This is a genomic window from Chryseobacterium sp. C-71, assembly GCF_020911865.1.
Classification (GTDB): Bacteria; Bacteroidota; Bacteroidia; order Flavobacteriales; family Weeksellaceae; genus Chryseobacterium.
This window is the reverse complement of sequence record NZ_CP087131.1, coordinates 1109073-1124741: the sequence shown is the minus strand read 5'-3', so window position 1 is coordinate 1124741 and position 15669 is coordinate 1109073. Positions and strand designations below refer to the sequence as shown.

21 protein-coding genes are annotated in these 15669 nt (G+C 34.0%); 12 read left to right on the top strand and 9 right to left on the bottom strand.

Features of this window, described 5'->3' with window-relative positions; translation table 11 throughout:
• Positions 1-42: 42 nt before the first annotated feature.
• Both LNP04_RS05120 and LNP04_RS05115 read right to left on the bottom strand, forming a co-directional pair.
• Complete coding sequence (locus tag LNP04_RS05120; RefSeq protein ID WP_229985492.1) at positions 43-618, bottom strand: helix-turn-helix domain-containing protein; 576 nt, start codon at positions 616-618, stop codon at positions 43-45.
• Positions 619-918: 300 nt separating this feature from the next.
• Positions 919-1104, bottom strand: a complete 186-nt coding sequence (locus LNP04_RS05115) for a hypothetical protein (protein WP_229985491.1) — start codon at positions 1102-1104, stop codon at positions 919-921.
• A gap of 264 nt (positions 1105-1368) precedes the next feature.
• Here LNP04_RS05115 and LNP04_RS05110 point away from each other — a divergent pair, with 264 nt between their 5' ends.
• A complete protein-coding gene (locus LNP04_RS05110) occupies positions 1369-1566 on the top strand; it encodes a helix-turn-helix domain-containing protein (RefSeq protein ID WP_229985490.1) in 198 nt (65 codons plus the stop codon).
• A gap of 48 nt (positions 1567-1614) precedes the next feature.
• On the opposite strand, the gene LNP04_RS05105 is transcribed toward LNP04_RS05110, so the two are convergent.
• The 6 genes from LNP04_RS05105 to LNP04_RS05080 all read right to left on the bottom strand — a co-directional run bounded on the left by LNP04_RS05105 (position 1615) and on the right by LNP04_RS05080 (position 5721).
• Complete coding sequence (locus LNP04_RS05105; RefSeq protein WP_229985489.1) at positions 1615-2583, bottom strand: alpha/beta fold hydrolase; 969 nt, start codon at positions 2581-2583, stop codon at positions 1615-1617.
• 55 nt (positions 2584-2638) lie between these two features.
• The gene (locus LNP04_RS05100) at positions 2639-3199 is read right to left on the bottom strand and encodes a TetR/AcrR family transcriptional regulator (protein ID WP_229985488.1); all 561 of its coding nucleotides are present in this window, start codon (positions 3197-3199) and stop codon (positions 2639-2641) included.
• 174 nt (positions 3200-3373) lie between these two features.
• Positions 3374-3703: a nuclear transport factor 2 family protein gene (locus tag LNP04_RS05095; RefSeq protein ID WP_229985487.1), complete on the bottom strand. Its 330-nt coding sequence runs from the start codon at positions 3701-3703 to the stop codon at positions 3374-3376.
• A 24-nt stretch (positions 3704-3727) separates the two neighbouring features.
• On the bottom strand, positions 3728-4582 hold the full coding sequence (locus tag LNP04_RS05090; RefSeq protein WP_229985486.1) for a zinc-binding dehydrogenase: 855 nt from the start codon (positions 4580-4582) through the stop codon (positions 3728-3730).
• Between the two features lie 376 nt (positions 4583-4958).
• The gene (locus LNP04_RS05085; RefSeq protein ID WP_229985485.1) at positions 4959-5264 is read right to left on the bottom strand and encodes a helix-turn-helix transcriptional regulator; all 306 of its coding nucleotides are present in this window, start codon (positions 5262-5264) and stop codon (positions 4959-4961) included.
• 109 nt (positions 5265-5373) lie between these two features.
• Positions 5374-5721 carry a helix-turn-helix domain-containing protein gene (locus tag LNP04_RS05080; RefSeq protein WP_229985484.1) on the bottom strand — a complete coding sequence of 116 codons (348 nt, stop codon included), beginning with the start codon at positions 5719-5721 and terminating at the stop codon, positions 5374-5376.
• A gap of 290 nt (positions 5722-6011) precedes the next feature.
• Here LNP04_RS05080 and LNP04_RS05075 point away from each other — a divergent pair, with 290 nt between their 5' ends.
• From LNP04_RS05075 to LNP04_RS05055, 5 genes are all read left to right on the top strand, one after another.
• Entirely contained in the window at positions 6012-7025 is a 1014-nt protein-coding gene (locus LNP04_RS05075) for a zinc-binding alcohol dehydrogenase family protein (protein WP_229985483.1), read from the top strand.
• Positions 7026-7171: 146 nt separating this feature from the next.
• Entirely contained in the window at positions 7172-8044 is an 873-nt protein-coding gene (locus tag LNP04_RS05070) for an AraC family transcriptional regulator (protein ID WP_229985482.1), read from the top strand.
• A gap of 131 nt (positions 8045-8175) precedes the next feature.
• Positions 8176-9129: an aldo/keto reductase gene (locus tag LNP04_RS05065; RefSeq protein ID WP_229985481.1), complete on the top strand. Its 954-nt coding sequence runs from the start codon at positions 8176-8178 to the stop codon at positions 9127-9129.
• Positions 9130-9330: 201 nt separating this feature from the next.
• The gene (locus tag LNP04_RS05060; protein WP_229985480.1) at positions 9331-9906 is read left to right on the top strand and encodes a Crp/Fnr family transcriptional regulator; all 576 of its coding nucleotides are present in this window, start codon (positions 9331-9333) and stop codon (positions 9904-9906) included.
• A gap of 550 nt (positions 9907-10456) precedes the next feature.
• Positions 10457-10816, top strand: coding sequence for a Crp/Fnr family transcriptional regulator (locus LNP04_RS05055; RefSeq protein WP_229985479.1), 360 nt, complete (start codon positions 10457-10459; stop codon positions 10814-10816).
• 162 nt (positions 10817-10978) lie between these two features.
• On the opposite strand, the gene LNP04_RS05050 is transcribed toward LNP04_RS05055, so the two are convergent.
• Positions 10979-11857 (bottom strand): NmrA family NAD(P)-binding protein, encoded by an 879-nt coding sequence (locus LNP04_RS05050; RefSeq protein WP_229985478.1) that lies wholly within the window; start codon positions 11855-11857, stop codon positions 10979-10981.
• 73 nt (positions 11858-11930) lie between these two features.
• Here LNP04_RS05050 and LNP04_RS05045 point away from each other — a divergent pair, with 73 nt between their 5' ends.
• The 6 genes from LNP04_RS05045 (at position 11931) to LNP04_RS05020 (ending at position 15618) form a co-directional block, all read left to right on the top strand.
• On the top strand, positions 11931-12320 hold the full coding sequence (locus LNP04_RS05045) for a helix-turn-helix domain-containing protein (protein ID WP_229985477.1): 390 nt from the start codon (positions 11931-11933) through the stop codon (positions 12318-12320).
• A gap of 301 nt (positions 12321-12621) precedes the next feature.
• Positions 12622-13215, top strand: a complete 594-nt coding sequence (locus LNP04_RS05040) for a hydrolase (protein ID WP_229985476.1) — start codon at positions 12622-12624, stop codon at positions 13213-13215.
• Between the two features lie 111 nt (positions 13216-13326).
• The gene (locus LNP04_RS05035; protein WP_229985475.1) at positions 13327-13683 is read left to right on the top strand and encodes a nuclear transport factor 2 family protein; all 357 of its coding nucleotides are present in this window, start codon (positions 13327-13329) and stop codon (positions 13681-13683) included.
• A gap of 41 nt (positions 13684-13724) precedes the next feature.
• A complete protein-coding gene (locus LNP04_RS05030) occupies positions 13725-14063 on the top strand; it encodes a nuclear transport factor 2 family protein (RefSeq protein WP_229985474.1) in 339 nt (112 codons plus the stop codon).
• Positions 14064-14074: 11 nt separating this feature from the next.
• Positions 14075-14407, top strand: coding sequence for a MoaF-related domain-containing protein (locus LNP04_RS05025; RefSeq protein WP_229985473.1), 333 nt, complete (start codon positions 14075-14077; stop codon positions 14405-14407).
• 23 nt (positions 14408-14430) lie between these two features.
• Positions 14431-15618 carry an amino acid ABC transporter substrate-binding protein gene (locus LNP04_RS05020; RefSeq protein WP_229985472.1) on the top strand — a complete coding sequence of 396 codons (1188 nt, stop codon included), beginning with the start codon at positions 14431-14433 and terminating at the stop codon, positions 15616-15618.
• The last annotated feature ends 51 nt before the right edge of the window (positions 15619-15669 follow it).

The window sequence follows — 15669 nt, the reverse complement described above, 5'->3', positions numbered from 1 at the left end:
TGTAAACTTTTGTTTTGAAAAATATAAAAATTATATGATTTTTCAGCTTTTATCTGAGTAAAAATAAAGCACCAACATCATACAATCTTCATCGGAAATACTGACCGGAACGTGCGGTAATTTTCCATTGAAATAAAGCGAGTCGCCTTCCTGAAGCTCAATTTCTTCATTATCAATAATGTATTTTACTTTACCTTTTAAAATATATTTAAATTCCCAAGCATCCGTAATTACTTTATCTCTTTTAGAATTGGGCTCTAAGGTGAGCAAGACCGCTTCAAAGCCTAATGAATGAAGACTTTTGCTGAAAATATGCATGTATTTAAAACCTTCAGCTTCCACTTCTTTTTCTATAACCTGTTGATTTTCTTTAGGTACAAAAATGAATTTAGCATTAGATTTTTTCTCAACGCCTTCAAAAAAATAACTGGCATCAATATCCAAAGACTGTATCAGTTCAAGTAAAACAGGCAGTGATGGAATTGTCCTCCCATTCTCGATTCTTGAAACCAAACCATTACTCACATGAGCTTTTGATGCAAGATCGTTGATGGTAAGATTGTTTTTCTTCCTTATATCTTTTAATCTTTTTCCGATACCAATTAAAAAGTCACTCATGTTATATGAAATTTCAAGCTTTTGTATTATTTATTTTGAGTGTAAAAATAGCAAATAAATAAAATGCTTTAGTAAATAAATGTTACAAATAGTAAATATTTTACTATCTTATTTTTAGATTAATAATAATAATGAGTTTAGAGCTAAAAAAAACCGGAAATAAAGCGAGTGATCACCTCTTTCCGGTCTTGTACCCATAACCGAAGAGATATCGAAAGATTTGGCGAAAAATTTAGAGAGAATTTCGCAGTTGTCCGGATTAAAAACCCAATCTTATCTGCATTTATTCAATATTTTATATTAATTCTTTAGTTTAATTTTTACTGACATAATTTGATTATTATCATCTACATATTTAAGGATTATTTTTCTGTTTTTTCGGAGTAATTGATCGTATGTATAAATGTCTTTACTTACGACATTATTGATTGAGATAATCTTCTGCTCTTTTTTCAGTCCTTTTTTATAAGCGTCGGTATTTTCCATGACATTTGATATTATAATATCGTTTCTGTCGTCGCTATACTCAAAAGAGATAGGTTTAGCTAATGGTTCAAAATTTTTATTAAAGAGACCGTTAGGCTTTAAATAAAGATTTTTATTCTTATAGTCGAGTATAAAATTAAACCTATTAATGATCTCGCTTCCCAAGATCTCTAAAAGATTGTCTAAAGAACTGACCTTGCTTATCCGAGGATAAAAAAAGATTTAACGAAATAAAAAAACTCATCCCAAATATCACCGAAAAAAATGCTTTCAATTCAATTGAAAAGTTTAGAAGAGGACGGTATTATAAAAAAAGAAGTTTTTAATGTAAAACCGCCCTTAAAAGTAGAATATTCATTAACTGATTTTGGCAAAACACTTATACCTTTATTACAATATTTGGTTACTTGGGGAAGTTTTGTTGTCAAAGAAAAATCATACTCAATACACACAAAAAAGTAATCCCGAAAGCATAGATACTGCAGATATTTAATCGAAAAATATCGATACCTATTTATCCAGTTTATTCATGAAGCTACGGATTTTTTCGATGATTGCCTCACCTTCTTCTTCCATGGCAAAGTGACCTGTATCATAAATATTATAATCGATGTTTTTGACATCTTTTTTATACGCTGCTGCACCGCTTTCCGGAAAATAAACATCATTCTTACCCCAAACAACGAGTAATGGTGGCTGATAATCACGAAGATATTTTTGCCATTTTGGGTATAGCTTGACATTATTTTGGTAGTCATACCACAGATCAAGATTTACCTTGTGTGCATTGGGGCGAGACATACGCAGATAATCTAACTGCCAAGAATCAGGATTTATATTTTCTTTATTTCTGGTGCCGTGCGTGTATTCATTTTTCAGACCTTCAAGAGTAAAAGCTGGTAATAAAACTGATTCTGTTTTCTCATTCCGATCTTTCCATAATTCTCTTATAAGTTTCCATCCTTCACCGAGGCCTTCTTCATAAGCATTTCCGTTTTGTGTTATAATAGCAGTAACTCTTTCCGGATGTTTTGTAGCGATTCTAAATCCAATAGGAGCACCATAATCCTGCATTACTATGGCATAAGAGCTTAACCCTTTTTTTTCTAAAAAATCATCAATAGTATTGGCTATATTATCAAAAGTGTATTCATATTGATCAGGCGCCGAAAGGTCACTATCACCAAATCCCGGATAATCTGGTGCAATCAAATGGTAGTCGTCCGATAACTGATCAAGCACTTTTCGGTATTGATGGGATGAAGCAGGATACCCATGTAAGAGTACCAGAGTAGGCTTTTCTGAGTTCCCTGCTTCCCGGTAAGCGATGTTGATGCCGTTTACCATTAGTTTTCTAAATTTTGTTGTTTTCATATCTGCATCTGTTATAGAATGATTATTTATTTCGGTTGATTCTTTGGATGTTTTATTACATCCAAATAGTAGTAATGCAAAAAATAAAATTGTTGTGTGTTTCATAATAATAAAATTATTTTATTTACCGACCTTTCGGTAAAATTGATATTGAAATTTTTTATTTGATATATCTTTGTTCAATATTTTTCAATGCATTTTCAAAAATGGTCTTGTTATTTAGTATTTTAGAGAGAACCAAACTACCTTGAATGTCTATTAAATTTTGGATAGCGAATTGTTCTGCTTTTTCAGGTGATAAATGAAATGAAAGTCCAATGTTTACGAATGAGTTAATCCATTGTTGCATGCTTTCTTTGAGATTATTCTCAAAAAGTTGTAAACCTGCGTCCATAGATAGTGCTTTGAATATACACATGTTTTCGCCTCCTTTGTAGAGCAGTCGGATTTGTTCCAATCCTGTTTTTAATCCCGTAACTGAATCTTTTTTTTCATTCGTTAGTGCAGAAAAAACATGACTTTCAACCCACTGGTCAAGATATAATAAAACAGATTCTGCCATTTCTTGTTTTCCATTAGGGAACCGATGATAAAGACTGGCCTTTTTCAATCCTGTTTCGTCTGAAAGTTCCTTTAAGCTGGCTCCTTCATATCCAAATGCACGAAAAGTCTTGGACAGGCTTTCCATTAAATCGTTTTCTGATACTTTTTGTGGTCTCATGCTGCAAAGATAATGTATTAGATTTAATTTTACCAAACGTTCGGTAACTGTTTTATTCGATATTTTAGATAGAAACTTTAAATGCAAAAATATTTCAACTAATGATAAAAATCCCCGAACAATTGAATCGGGGATTTCTCTTTTATGAGACTATGTAATAAGAGGAAACTTGTCTTAAATAACAAATGACCTTACTTCAATAATGAGTCCATCTTTAAATTTCCAAATATCGCAGTAAGAACTTTCCTTTTTATTGTCAATATTTTCAAAAACGATCTGACCAAACTCGATGACTAGATCTTTTTCTGTGATATGATCTTCTGTGGTAAAAGTTATACCATCATAAGAAGAGTTAATATATTTAAGGATTTCTGTTTTACCATTAAATGTACTTCCGCCAACATTAATCCATTTGATATCATCAGCGCAATACTCAATAAATTCTTCATATTTTCCTTCCGCCAAAGCTTTGTTAGCCTTGATAAAAATTTCCTCGTTATTCATAATCCGCTTTATTTAATATATGTTTTAGTTACCGATTTGAACACCAATCTTTCCATAAAAATCAGGATCACTATCTCTAAATTCAAGCAGACTGTGTGCCTTACCTATTTCTGCTAATGGGAAAACTTTGTTTAGCACAGGTTTTAATTTCCCAGACTCGATTAGTTTCGTAAGTTCATCCAGTTTGTTTCTGTTCTGTCTTGTAAATACAAAATGGTAAGTCGCATTTTTGCCCCATGCATGAATTAAATTTTGTGGAATTTCAATATCAACTAAAGTAACGACTTGTCCCATTTGGTTGAGAACCTTTCCGCTGTCCGAAAGGGTAGTGCCACCAATGGTATCAATGACAACATCTACACCTTTACCGTCTGTTAGCTCTAAAATAGTGTCGATATAATTTTCTTTTTCATAGTCGATGACATAATCCGCACCCAATTCTTTAAGGAATTCATGGTGAACGCTTCTGGCTGTCGTATAAACAGTTGCGCCCATTGCTTTTGCCAATTGAATAGTCGGTATTCCTACACCTCCAGCACCACCATGTATCAGGATCGTTTGATTAATCTTAAGTTGGGCTCTCGTGTAAAGCATCTCCCATGCAGTTCCCGCTGCTAAAGGAAATGTGGCGGCTTCTACATGACTGATATTTTTCGGTTTAATACCGATTATGGATTCCTTGGCGACATGATATTCTGCATAGCTTCCATGGCCATTAAAAATTTCAGGAGTGTAATATACTTCGTCGCCCACCTTAAAGTTTTTGACGCCTGTTCCAACTTCTACAATCACACCTGAAACATCGTGTCCTGTGATTACAGGCAGTTGCAATTCATTTTTATAATCTCCTCTGCGAACCTGAAAATCCAAGGGATTCACTGATGTTGCCATAACTTTCACCAGAACTTCGTCAACTCCCGGTTTTGGGGTTGGAACATCTAGTATTTCAAATTTTTCTACTGAGCCGAACTCGTTTAATACTGCTGCTTTCATAATGATTTTATTTATTTGTTATTTATGTATTTACCTATTTAGGTAAAATTCTAATTATTGATTGAAATTTTTTTTATTTATTAATCGTGAATTATTCTTTTCTATGTATGAATTTTTCCAATACAAGTTTTGAGAAGTTGTACTTAAATTTGCGTTTATCTTCTGTTTACTAAGCAATTTAAATCAAACTATAACCATAAAATTAAATCTGATATTAAAATTACCTAATTAGGTAAATTCCTAAATATTGTTATAAAAATTTTTATAAATCTTCTTTTATCAGTCTGGCTAATTCCTGAATTGCTTTTTCATTTCTCTTATAGTATGTCCACTGTCCCTTTCTGGTTGCAATCAGAATCTCAGCAGATGACATTGTTTTTAAATAATCAGAGACCGTAGGAACAGACATTCCTGCTTTCTGAGCAATGTCAGATACGCATACTCCTAAATCGGGACTATAATTATTTAATTCTTCCTTAGGAAAATGATCAAATGGATCTTTTAACCATGTTAGGATATTAAGACGTGTTTCATTTGATAATGATTTAATTACCTCTAGTAATTTCATACTTCATTAATTTTATCTTGCAAATTTAGGCAATTTCCTAAATGTCTACCAATTTTTCGTATGTGATTTTTAATATGAAAATAATAGACAGTGACTATTATTAAATATTTTATTCTATCGATTGTATGTTTTTATTACTCAAAGCGGTTTTCATTCCCCATTCTGAAATGGATTGAAGAATAGGGATGAGAGTTTTGCCGAAATCGGTTAATTCATACTCAACTTTAAGCGGAGGTTTACTTGTATGAACAGTACGTTTAATTAAACCGTCTGCTTCCATTTCTTTTAATTGCAGGCTTAAAGTACGCTCTGTGATCATAGGACATTCTTTCCTTAATTCATTATAACGCTTCTTTTCAATTAGGTGCATCAGGATTACCGCTTTCCATTTACCGCCTATATATTTCATGGTAAGGCTTGTGGTACAAGGGAATTTTTTGTTATCTATACAATACATAGGGTACTATCATTTTTATCCGTTATTGCAAAAATAATAAACTATACTTAATTTTGCAACTATAAAAAATATAGTTTAAATTTAAAATTAGAGAATATGAATTTTTTAGAGTTGACCAAAAAAGGTACACTACCAAGAAGTATAATCCGGACCATCAATTGTTTACCTTTGGAGATAATCATCCAATCTATTTAAAATCAAATCGTAAGATAAGTATGTATATTTGAGAGTATTGGCAAGGCTAATACAAAACTTATTAATACAAATTTTCACAAGTAAAAATTAAAAATATGAAAGCAATAGGATTTAAAAAATCGTTACCTATCTGCGATCCTGAAAGTTTCATTGAATTTGAAACTGATAAGCCAAAACCAACAGGAAAAGAACTTTTGGTAAAAGTAGAAGCTATTTCCGTAAATCCGGTGGATTACAAAATCCGACAGAACAGCCTTAAAGACAAAACTCAGGATGAACCGAAAGTAATTGGTTGGGATGCTGTAGGCATAGTTGAGGAAGTTGGTAATGAAGTTACATTATTTAAAAAAGGTGATAAAGTTTTTTATGCAGGCGACATCACAAAACCCGGCTCAAATCAGGAATATCAACTTGTGGATGAAAGAATTGTTGGGTTTGCACCAAAAAACCTTACCATCGAGGAAGCTGCAGCAATGCCACTCACTGGGCTTACAGCATATGAAATATTATTCGACCGTATGGGAGTGTCAAAAGAAAAAGATGCCGGAAAATCTATATTAATTATTGGTGGTGCAGGCGGTGTAGGTTCTATTGCGATTCAAATAGCTAAAAAATTGTTGGGATTGACGGTCATCACTACAGCATCCAGACCGGAAACTGTTGACTGGTGTCAGAAAATGGGAGCGGACGTCGTTATTAGCCATGCAAATTTAATAGAAGAAGTACATGATGCAGGTTTCGAAAACATTGATTTCATTGTAGATTTTGTAGATCTTAATCAATATTGGGATGCACTTGTCACGTTAATCAAGCCACAAGGGAAAATTGCTTCCATTAGTGATCCCGTACATCCTGTGGATCTTCGACAACTCAAAGGAAAGAGTGTAAGTTTTTATTGGGAGCTTATGTTTACGAGAGCTATGTTTCAGACCAATGATATGATTCGTCAACACGAAATTTTAAATACAATTTCCGATTTATTAGATAAGGATATTATAAAATCAACTTTAAACAATACCATAAACGGTTTCTCCTCAGAGAACCTCAGAAAAGCACATCAGCAATTAGAATCAGGTAAAACAATTGGGAAATTAGTGATCAAGTATTAAAGGAAGTATAATGTTTCAATAGCATAAATAAAATGAAGAAAGATTTGCGGTCTGGTTTAGAAAGTTTTAGGTTTTTGATATACATTACCTCGAATGTTCAATTTAAATCAGATATATAGATTGTTTGAATTTTGTACTTTTATGCAATGATATCACAAACCGTCTTTCCGGATACTTACATCCAGGCAGCCCTAAAGCATAGAGGATTCAAAGTTGGCAGAAGCAAAGTGTCAAAAAGTGCCGCAAGCACATTTGGTAAAAGGCATTTCTACAAAATTGTTTTAAGTATAGGCAACGTAACTGTTCTTTATGGAGAGCATTTACTGAAGCTGAACGGTGCTTATCTTTTTGTTTCTAATCCGCATGTTCCCTATTCAGTAGAGATAGTCTCTGAAGTCCAAACGGGGTATTCTTGTCTTTTTACTCAAGAGTTTATACAGCCAGCGAGATTGGTTGAGAGCCTGCGGAAGTCTGTTCTTTTTGATAGAAGTATAATTCCTTCCTACAAACTTAGCGATGCGCAATGTGAAAGGATAAGTGATTTATTTGAGAAAATGATTACAGAAGAAACTTCGGGATATGAGAATAAAGATGATATAATGAGGCTATATGTATCTATGTTGCTTCACGAGACAATTAAAATGAGACCAAATGAGGAGAGGGTATTACCTGTAGATGCATCCTATAGAATAACAAGACAATTTTTGGAATCGTTAGAAAATCAGTTTCCTGTAGAAAACCTGAACAGATCATTAAATTTGCATACACCACAGGACTTTGCAAACCACTTGGGTATCCATGTGAATTCCCTTAACCGAGCCATAAAAAAAACAACTGGAAAATCTACCAACATACTAATTGCCAATAGAATTACTACAGAAGCCAAGGCACTTCTAGAGTTGACAGATTGGAGTATTTCAGAAATTGCTTATGCCTTGGGATTTGAATATCCGAATTACTTCAGCACATTTATGAAAAAAAATACGGGTGAAACGCCAAGATTTTATCGAAAAAGTTAGATTGATAGTTATACTTTTTGGTTTGAAAAGTGTATAAATACAACCGCAATAGCACCTACCTTTGTTTGGCTGTCTGAGAGACTGAAGTTTGTCTCAACGGATGAATAACAATAAATTCAATTGGATATATTATGGAAAAAAGAAAGGTAGGACTTAGCGGTCTTGAAGTATCGGCTATCGGCTTGGGATGTATGAATATGAGCCACGGATATGGCAATATTGTAGAGAGAAAAGATATGATAAAGCTAATACATTACGCTTTAGATAACGGTGTTACTATGTTTGATACAGCAGAAATGTATGGTCCGTTCACCAACGAAGAACTGTTAGGTGATGCTTTAATGAAAAAACATGACCAAGCAATCATAGCTACGAAATTCGGATTTGATTATGATTCAAAAACAAACGAGATAAAAGGATTGAACAGCTATCCCGACCATATAAGGAAAAGCGTTGAGGATTCTTTGAAAAGGCTTAAAACCGACCACATCAATTTACTTTACCAGCATAGAGTAGACCCTAATGTGCCGATTGAAGATGTAGCAGGTACCGTCAAAGAGCTTATTGCTGAAGGAAAAGTAGGATATTTCGGGCTTTCTGCTGCCGACGAGGAGACTATCCGCAAAGCTCATGCAGTTCACCCTGTTACGGCATTGCAAAGTGAATATTCTTTATGGAATCGTGATCTCGAGGAAACCATTTTTCCGGCATTGCACGAATTAGGTATTGGGTTTGTTGCCTATGGACCTCTAAGTCATGGTCTTCTTACTGGCAAAATTGATGCTGATACAAAGTTTGTAAGCAATGATATCAGAAATCGTTTGCCTCAGTTTTCAGAGGAAAATCGAAAAAAGAATCAATCTGTCTTTTCATTATTTTCTGAGTTTGCAGCAACTAAGGAGGCTACCCTTGCTCAACTGGCCATAGCTTGGATAATTAATAAAAATTCCGAATTTATACCGATTCCCGGGACAACTAAACTCTCTCGGTTGGAAGAAAATATCGGTGCTGCACAGATTAAACTCTCACAGAAAGATATTGAAGAAATTGAGCAAATTGTGAAGGTAGAAAAGTATCTAGATTAAAATCATTTTTCACCTTTGCTGTCTTTCTTCTATGACAGTTTCAACAATCAGCTATGGTAAGGTGTCTCCATATAGCAATAATGAAATTTTCAAAATATTTTAGTAATTTTGGAACAGTCGGGTTATAGGCTTCACGCATAATGATGGAATTCGTTGGAAAAAATACAAAAAACAAATCTTAAGAATTTTAACTCAATAATCATGCATCCTCTATTTCATTATATCAATCAATATGCTTTAATTTCCGAAGAAGATTTTGAGATCTTCAAAAGCCACTTTATTCAGAAAAAATTAAGCAAAAAACAGTATCTATTGCAGGAAGGAGAGATCTGTAAATATTTAGGGTTTATCGTAAAGGGTGCTATGCGTAAATATTATATAGATGAAAAAGGTGTTGAGCATACTGTAAATTTATATGTTGAAAACTGGTGGGCAGGCGACCGGGAGAGTTTTGTCATGCTAACTCCAAGTGCCTATAATCTAGACGCATGGGAAGATTGTGAATTACTTCTTATTTCCAGAGAAAGTACCTTAAAATTGCGTAATGAATGTCCTGCTTTCAACGAATTAACATTGAAGCTCGATGAACAGAGTACGATTTCTACTCAAAAAAGGATAACTTCTTCCATAAGCCTTACTGCTGAAAAACGCTATGAAGATTTCGTCAATAACTATCCGCATTTTACTCAGCGTTTTCCGCAACATATCATTGCTTCTTATCTTGGAATTACAAAAGATACACTAAGCAGGGTTCGTAAAAAAGCACTTAAAAAATAGGCTGAAAAACTTATAGTTGAGTCATTTACATATAAACTCAACAACGTAATCTGAAATTAAAAAATAATTAGACAAACTTTGTTAAGGGAAGTTTGTATTGATTTATAGACATTTGTCGTCTATTTTGTGGTTTGGTATTGTCTAATTTTGATTATTAATTTAAATAAATTGTATGAATAATCAAAACGTAATCAAGACTGTAGCGGTAACTAGTGCAGGTCGTGTACTCGGACTTAAGTTAGCAGTAGGGTTTGCTGAAAAAGGCTATAAAGTCTTTTGAAAAAACGATAAAATACTTTTCAGAAAAGAAAAAGAAGTAATTCATTGCTATTCTTATGAATCAACTATTTCGTTACATAAATAACTATGTTTCAACCCCCATTTCTAAAGAAGATTTTAAGGATTTACAAAGTTATTTTATTCGCAAAAAGCTAAATAAAAAACAATTTCTACTGCAGAAAGGTGATATTTGCACCCATTTTGCCTTTGTAGTAAAAGGAGCTCTACGACAATATTATATTGATGAAAGAGGGGTCATCATTCTGTTAATTTGTATACTGAAAATTGGTGGGCAGGTGATCGTGAAAGTTTTGTACGGTTTACACCCAGTATATATAGTATAGATGCGTTGGAAGATTGTGATGTGCTTATTATCACAAGAGAAAACGTATTAAATTTATGTCGTCAGTGTCCTGCTTTTAACGAATTGTTGTTGAAACTTAATGAGCAAAATAGCATTGCTGTACAAAGAAGAATAGCCTCTATTAGTTTTACTGCGGAAAAACGCTATAGATGTTTTGTTGAAAATTATCCATTCTTTATTAATCGCTTTCCGCAACATATTATTGCCTCTTATATTGGTATTACGAAAGATACTCTAAGCCGGTTACGCCGTCAATTGGATAAATAAACGCTTTATTTTTATCCTGTAATTATTAAAGTTTTGAATCCCTAATATAAACTCTGATTAATGCTTTTTGAACAAAAGCCCAACGAAATGTCGGGCTAGATTATTCTTAAAAGAACATTCTGAAGAATCTTCTTTTGTATTATTTATGATAGATTGAGCACGTTATTTATGATTACGTAATTCTTTTATTTTTTGAATGCCTGTTTCATCCATCCACTGTTCAAAACCAGTTAGTTTTGGCATCCAACTAGCTATAAATTCGTAATCGATGGGATCATAGCCTTCTTGGTCAATCATTTCAACCAATCGTGCAAATGTTTCACTTTGTTGATGAAGTATTTCTAATGGTACCTGTACGAATTCGATGGGTTGTTTCAACTTCTCTTCCAATAGTTTTAAGACTTGTTTCGGGGCGAAAAGTTCACCTCCAAAATCAACTGTTTTGCCATTAAATGCTTGATAATTCTGAAATATTATTCGTGCAAAGGTACCAATGTCGTTTGTAGTTACCCAAGAGATTGCTGTTTCTTCAGGCAGGGGATTAATAAACTTGCCTTCCCCTAATCCGAAACTTGGTAACAATAGATTTTCCATAAAAGAAGCGGGTCTTATTACAGCTCCCTGCAAATTACTTTCTAACAAATATTTTTCGATGGTAAATTTAAATTTTGGTCTAAATGCATCCTGCTTATCGGAAGCAAGAACAGATGAATAAAGAACAAATTTAACGCCTTGTTCTTCTGCTAATCTGATTGCTTTTATACCGAGTTCCGCTTCTTTCTCATCCGTTTCTTTGCTGGAAATCCATACTGGAGGAAGAACTAGATAAAGCCCGTCAATTTTTTTAAATAGATCACTTAAAGCTTCAATATTTTCTAAATCGCCTTTTACCAACACTGCTCCTGCCTTTTCTAAATTATGAGCTTCCGAAGATTGCGGATTTCTGGTAAGCGCAAATACCTCAAAATTATTTTTCAGCAATTCATATACTGTGGCAGTGCCTTGTTTTCCGGTTGCACCTGTAACTAAGATTGTTTTCATTTTAAAATTCTTTTAAGCAAAATTACTTTCATTATTTAGTAATTTTGTGTTTAGTAACCTTTAGGAAAGTGGTATGGAAAAGAAAATAAAACCTTGTATAGAAAATGAAGAAATCTTAAAACAAAGATTTTTAGCATTAAGAGATACCTTAGATTTATTAAGTGGTAAATGGCGTTTCTGTATTCTTTTAAATTTACATTACTATGAAAAATTAAGGTTTAAAGATTTTTTTGAAGTATCAGAAGGCATATCGCCTAAAGTACTGAGTTCTGAACTGACTACTTTGGAAGCACATCAGCTCATTAAAAAAAATATTGAATTTACCCCTTCACAAGATATTACGTATTATGTGCTGACGCAGCATGCTCAGGAAATCTGGACTGTGTTGAATACATTAATTGAATTTGGACTATCCAATCGTAAAGAAGTCATCAAATCACTATCGGATAAAGATAAAACTTAGTTTATATCAAAAAAAACATATTCTATTTCATATTACATTAAACTAAATGCTACTACTCTAAATAATAAAGCTTTAAACACTTTTCATATGCTTCTTACACCCTATAGCTGATAGTTATTATGTAGAAATTCAACTGCAATATTCACTATTTGCTGCATTTTCTATTTCATAGACATTTGTCTACAATTTTTTCTTTCCATTTGACGCAACTTTGAATTATTAACTTTTAAATCAAAAGAAAATGGAAAAATCACCTAAAATTGGTCTTCAAGGTTTACTTCGCCCTGAAGACAGTATCGTAGTGCTAATCGACCATCAACCGTTTCAGGTTGCTAATTTGCATAGCCATGAACCTACATTGATTATTAACAATACAGTTGGGCTTGCAAAAGCTACAAAAATATTCAACGTGCCAACTATTCTTACTACCGTTACGGAAGAACGAGGAGGCTACATCATTAAAGGTCTTCAGGATGTATTCCCGGAACAAAAACCTATTAATAGAACATTCATCAATACATGGGAAGATCCTGCAGTTACTGATATCGTAAAAGCAAGCGGTCGTAAGCAACTGATATTAGCAGGATTATGGACAGAAGTTTGTGTTGCGATGCCTGCAATTCAAGCTTTGGGAGAGGGTTATGATGTATTTGTTGTTACAGATGCTTGTGGTAGCGTTAGTCCTGAAGCGCATGATATGGCAGTGCGTAGAATGGTTCAGGTAGGTATCGTGCCAATCAATTGGTTAGCTGTTGTTTCAGAATGGCAACGTGATTGGGCTCGTCTGGAAACAGCATCTCAATTGGGGCCTATTCTGTTCGATCATGGTGGAGGAAGTGGTGTTGCTTTAGCTTGGGAATGGCAGTTACTTGCTACAACACCTCCAGAACAATAATATCTCCTATAGTTAGTATTTAGCTGAAAGGTTGTTTCATATTTTATCAAACAGCCTTTTAGTTACTTATCGAATGATTTTTTAGATAAAATAATAACAAAAATTGACCGTATGAATAATAATCTAGTCCTTCTTATGGAAGAAAATTTAGCTTTGGTATGGAGTGAAAGAGATGCTTCCAAAAGGATGAAATCCATAGAGACTATCTATTCGCCTGAAAGCACATTATATCATGTAGGACATCAGACGAAAGGGTATGAGGCTATCAATGAAAGCGTAAATAATATTCTGGCTAATATGCCTGAAGAATTTAGCTTTTTTAAATTAAAGCCAATTGTAATCAATAATAATGTAGGCAGGCTAATTTGGGGAATGGGCCCGAATGAAGAATCAATTGTTGCTACAGGAATGGATATTGCCGTTTTTGAAGATGGAAAAATAAAGTCATTATATGTATTCCTTGATTAAGCTAAAAGAAAATGGAAAATAAAGAAATAGTATTAAAAGCAATGAACGAGCTGTTTCATGAAAAAGACAGTACAGCCATCGAAAAATACTGGCATGAAAATTATCAACAGCACAACCCATCGATGATTAATGGTCATGAAGGATTAAGAAATCTATTACCTGTTTTAGATTCAAATTTTAAGTGGAAGCCAGGTATAATCGTTGAAGAAAATGATATAGTTATTACACATAGTTTGGTTCACGGTTGGGGACCAACTCCGGTTATCGTAGTCGATATTTTCCGTTTGGAAGATGGGAAAATAGCAGAACATTGGGATGTAGTACAGGAAGAAATTCCGGTGTCAAAATCAGCTAATGGAAATTCAATGACTTCTTTTTAAAATTGATAGAAATGAAAAATAAATTAACAGGAAACCGATACATAATGGATGTGGGCGAACTGAAAACCGAGCTCTTTTTCGAAACCGATGAATCCATGATCTTCACGGTGATAGAGGGTGGTTCTCTAACCGAAAGTGGCTACTCAGAAAAAGTAAAGATCACAGTGGCTAAAGTTCGTTCACAAGTATATATGATTGCATGGAAAGAAATTTCAGGAGCTACGGTAACGCATGTGGAAGATCATAAAAATGGAATTATTTACAGCAATGCGACATTGCCTGATGGTAGTTTTTATACCATGAAAGGTACAATACATCCTGTACAGGATTTAGTTACGGAATAGAAAAGCAGTAATTCTCAGAAATTATGACAAATTCAAATGAAACAAACAATCCCATTCGCATCGGTTACAGCCTTTCACTTTCAGGGCCTGTAGCCGAAAATACAAAGGCGGTGAAGCTGGCACACAGTATTTGGGAAAAAGATATCAATAATAGAGGAGGACTTCTTGGGCGTAAAATAGAGCTTGTATGCTACAATGATAACGGAGAATCTTCACAAGTAGCCGATATTTATAAAAAACTTTTGGATGAGGAAAAAGTCGATTTAGTCATTGGTGGTTATGGAACAAATACCATAGCGGCTTCTATGCCTGTTGTTATGGAACGTAATCGTTTTTTGATTGGCCTGATGGGATTAGGTGTTAATATAAATCTTAAATACCCTAATTATTTTGCGATGATTCCTACTGGTCCTAAACCAAATTCGGCACTTACAGAAGGTTTTTTTGCCCTTGCAGCTTCCCAGAATCCTAAACCGTTAACTGTAGCAGTACTTTCTGCCGATGCCGAATTTTCAAAAAATCCGGTTATAGGCGCCAGAGAAAATGCGGAAAAATATGGTTTTCAGATTGTTTATGAAGAAACTTATTCGCTTTCAACAGAAGATTTTACACCTTTAATAGAAAAGATAAAAGCAACTCATGCAGACTTATTTTTTATCTGTTCTTATTTAAATGACTCAAAAGGCTTGGTGCGAGCGATTCATAAAAGTGACTATAGGCCAAAAATGGTGGGTGGAGCTATGATCGGCCCACAAAGTGCTTCTGTAAAAACTGAGCTTGGACCACTATTAAATGGATTTGTTAATTATGAATATTGGATGCCGGTTCCAAAAATGAACTTTCCGGGTGTTGCTGATATGTTGGCTAAATATCAAGCTAAAGCCAAAGAAAAAAAGGTAGATGAATTAGGATATTATATGGCTCCTTTAGCGTATGCTCAGATGCAGGTTTTGGCGCAAGCTGTTGCTGTTACGGAAAGTCTGAATGATGAGGTTCTTGCAGAATATTGCAGATCGAATACTTTTGAAACAGTAATAGGTAACATTAGCTTCGGTGAAGGAGGCGAGTGGGCGGAGCCACGTGTTGTTCAGGTACAATTTCAAAATATTGAGAATAATGATCTTGAGACCTTTAAAGACAGTCGTGTGCAAGTGGTTGTTGAACCCTCGGAATATGCATCTGGCTCGCTGATATATCCATATGCACCATAATTTCAAAGATTTTGTGGAGGTATTATTATATTTAAAACCGTTAAAAATAAA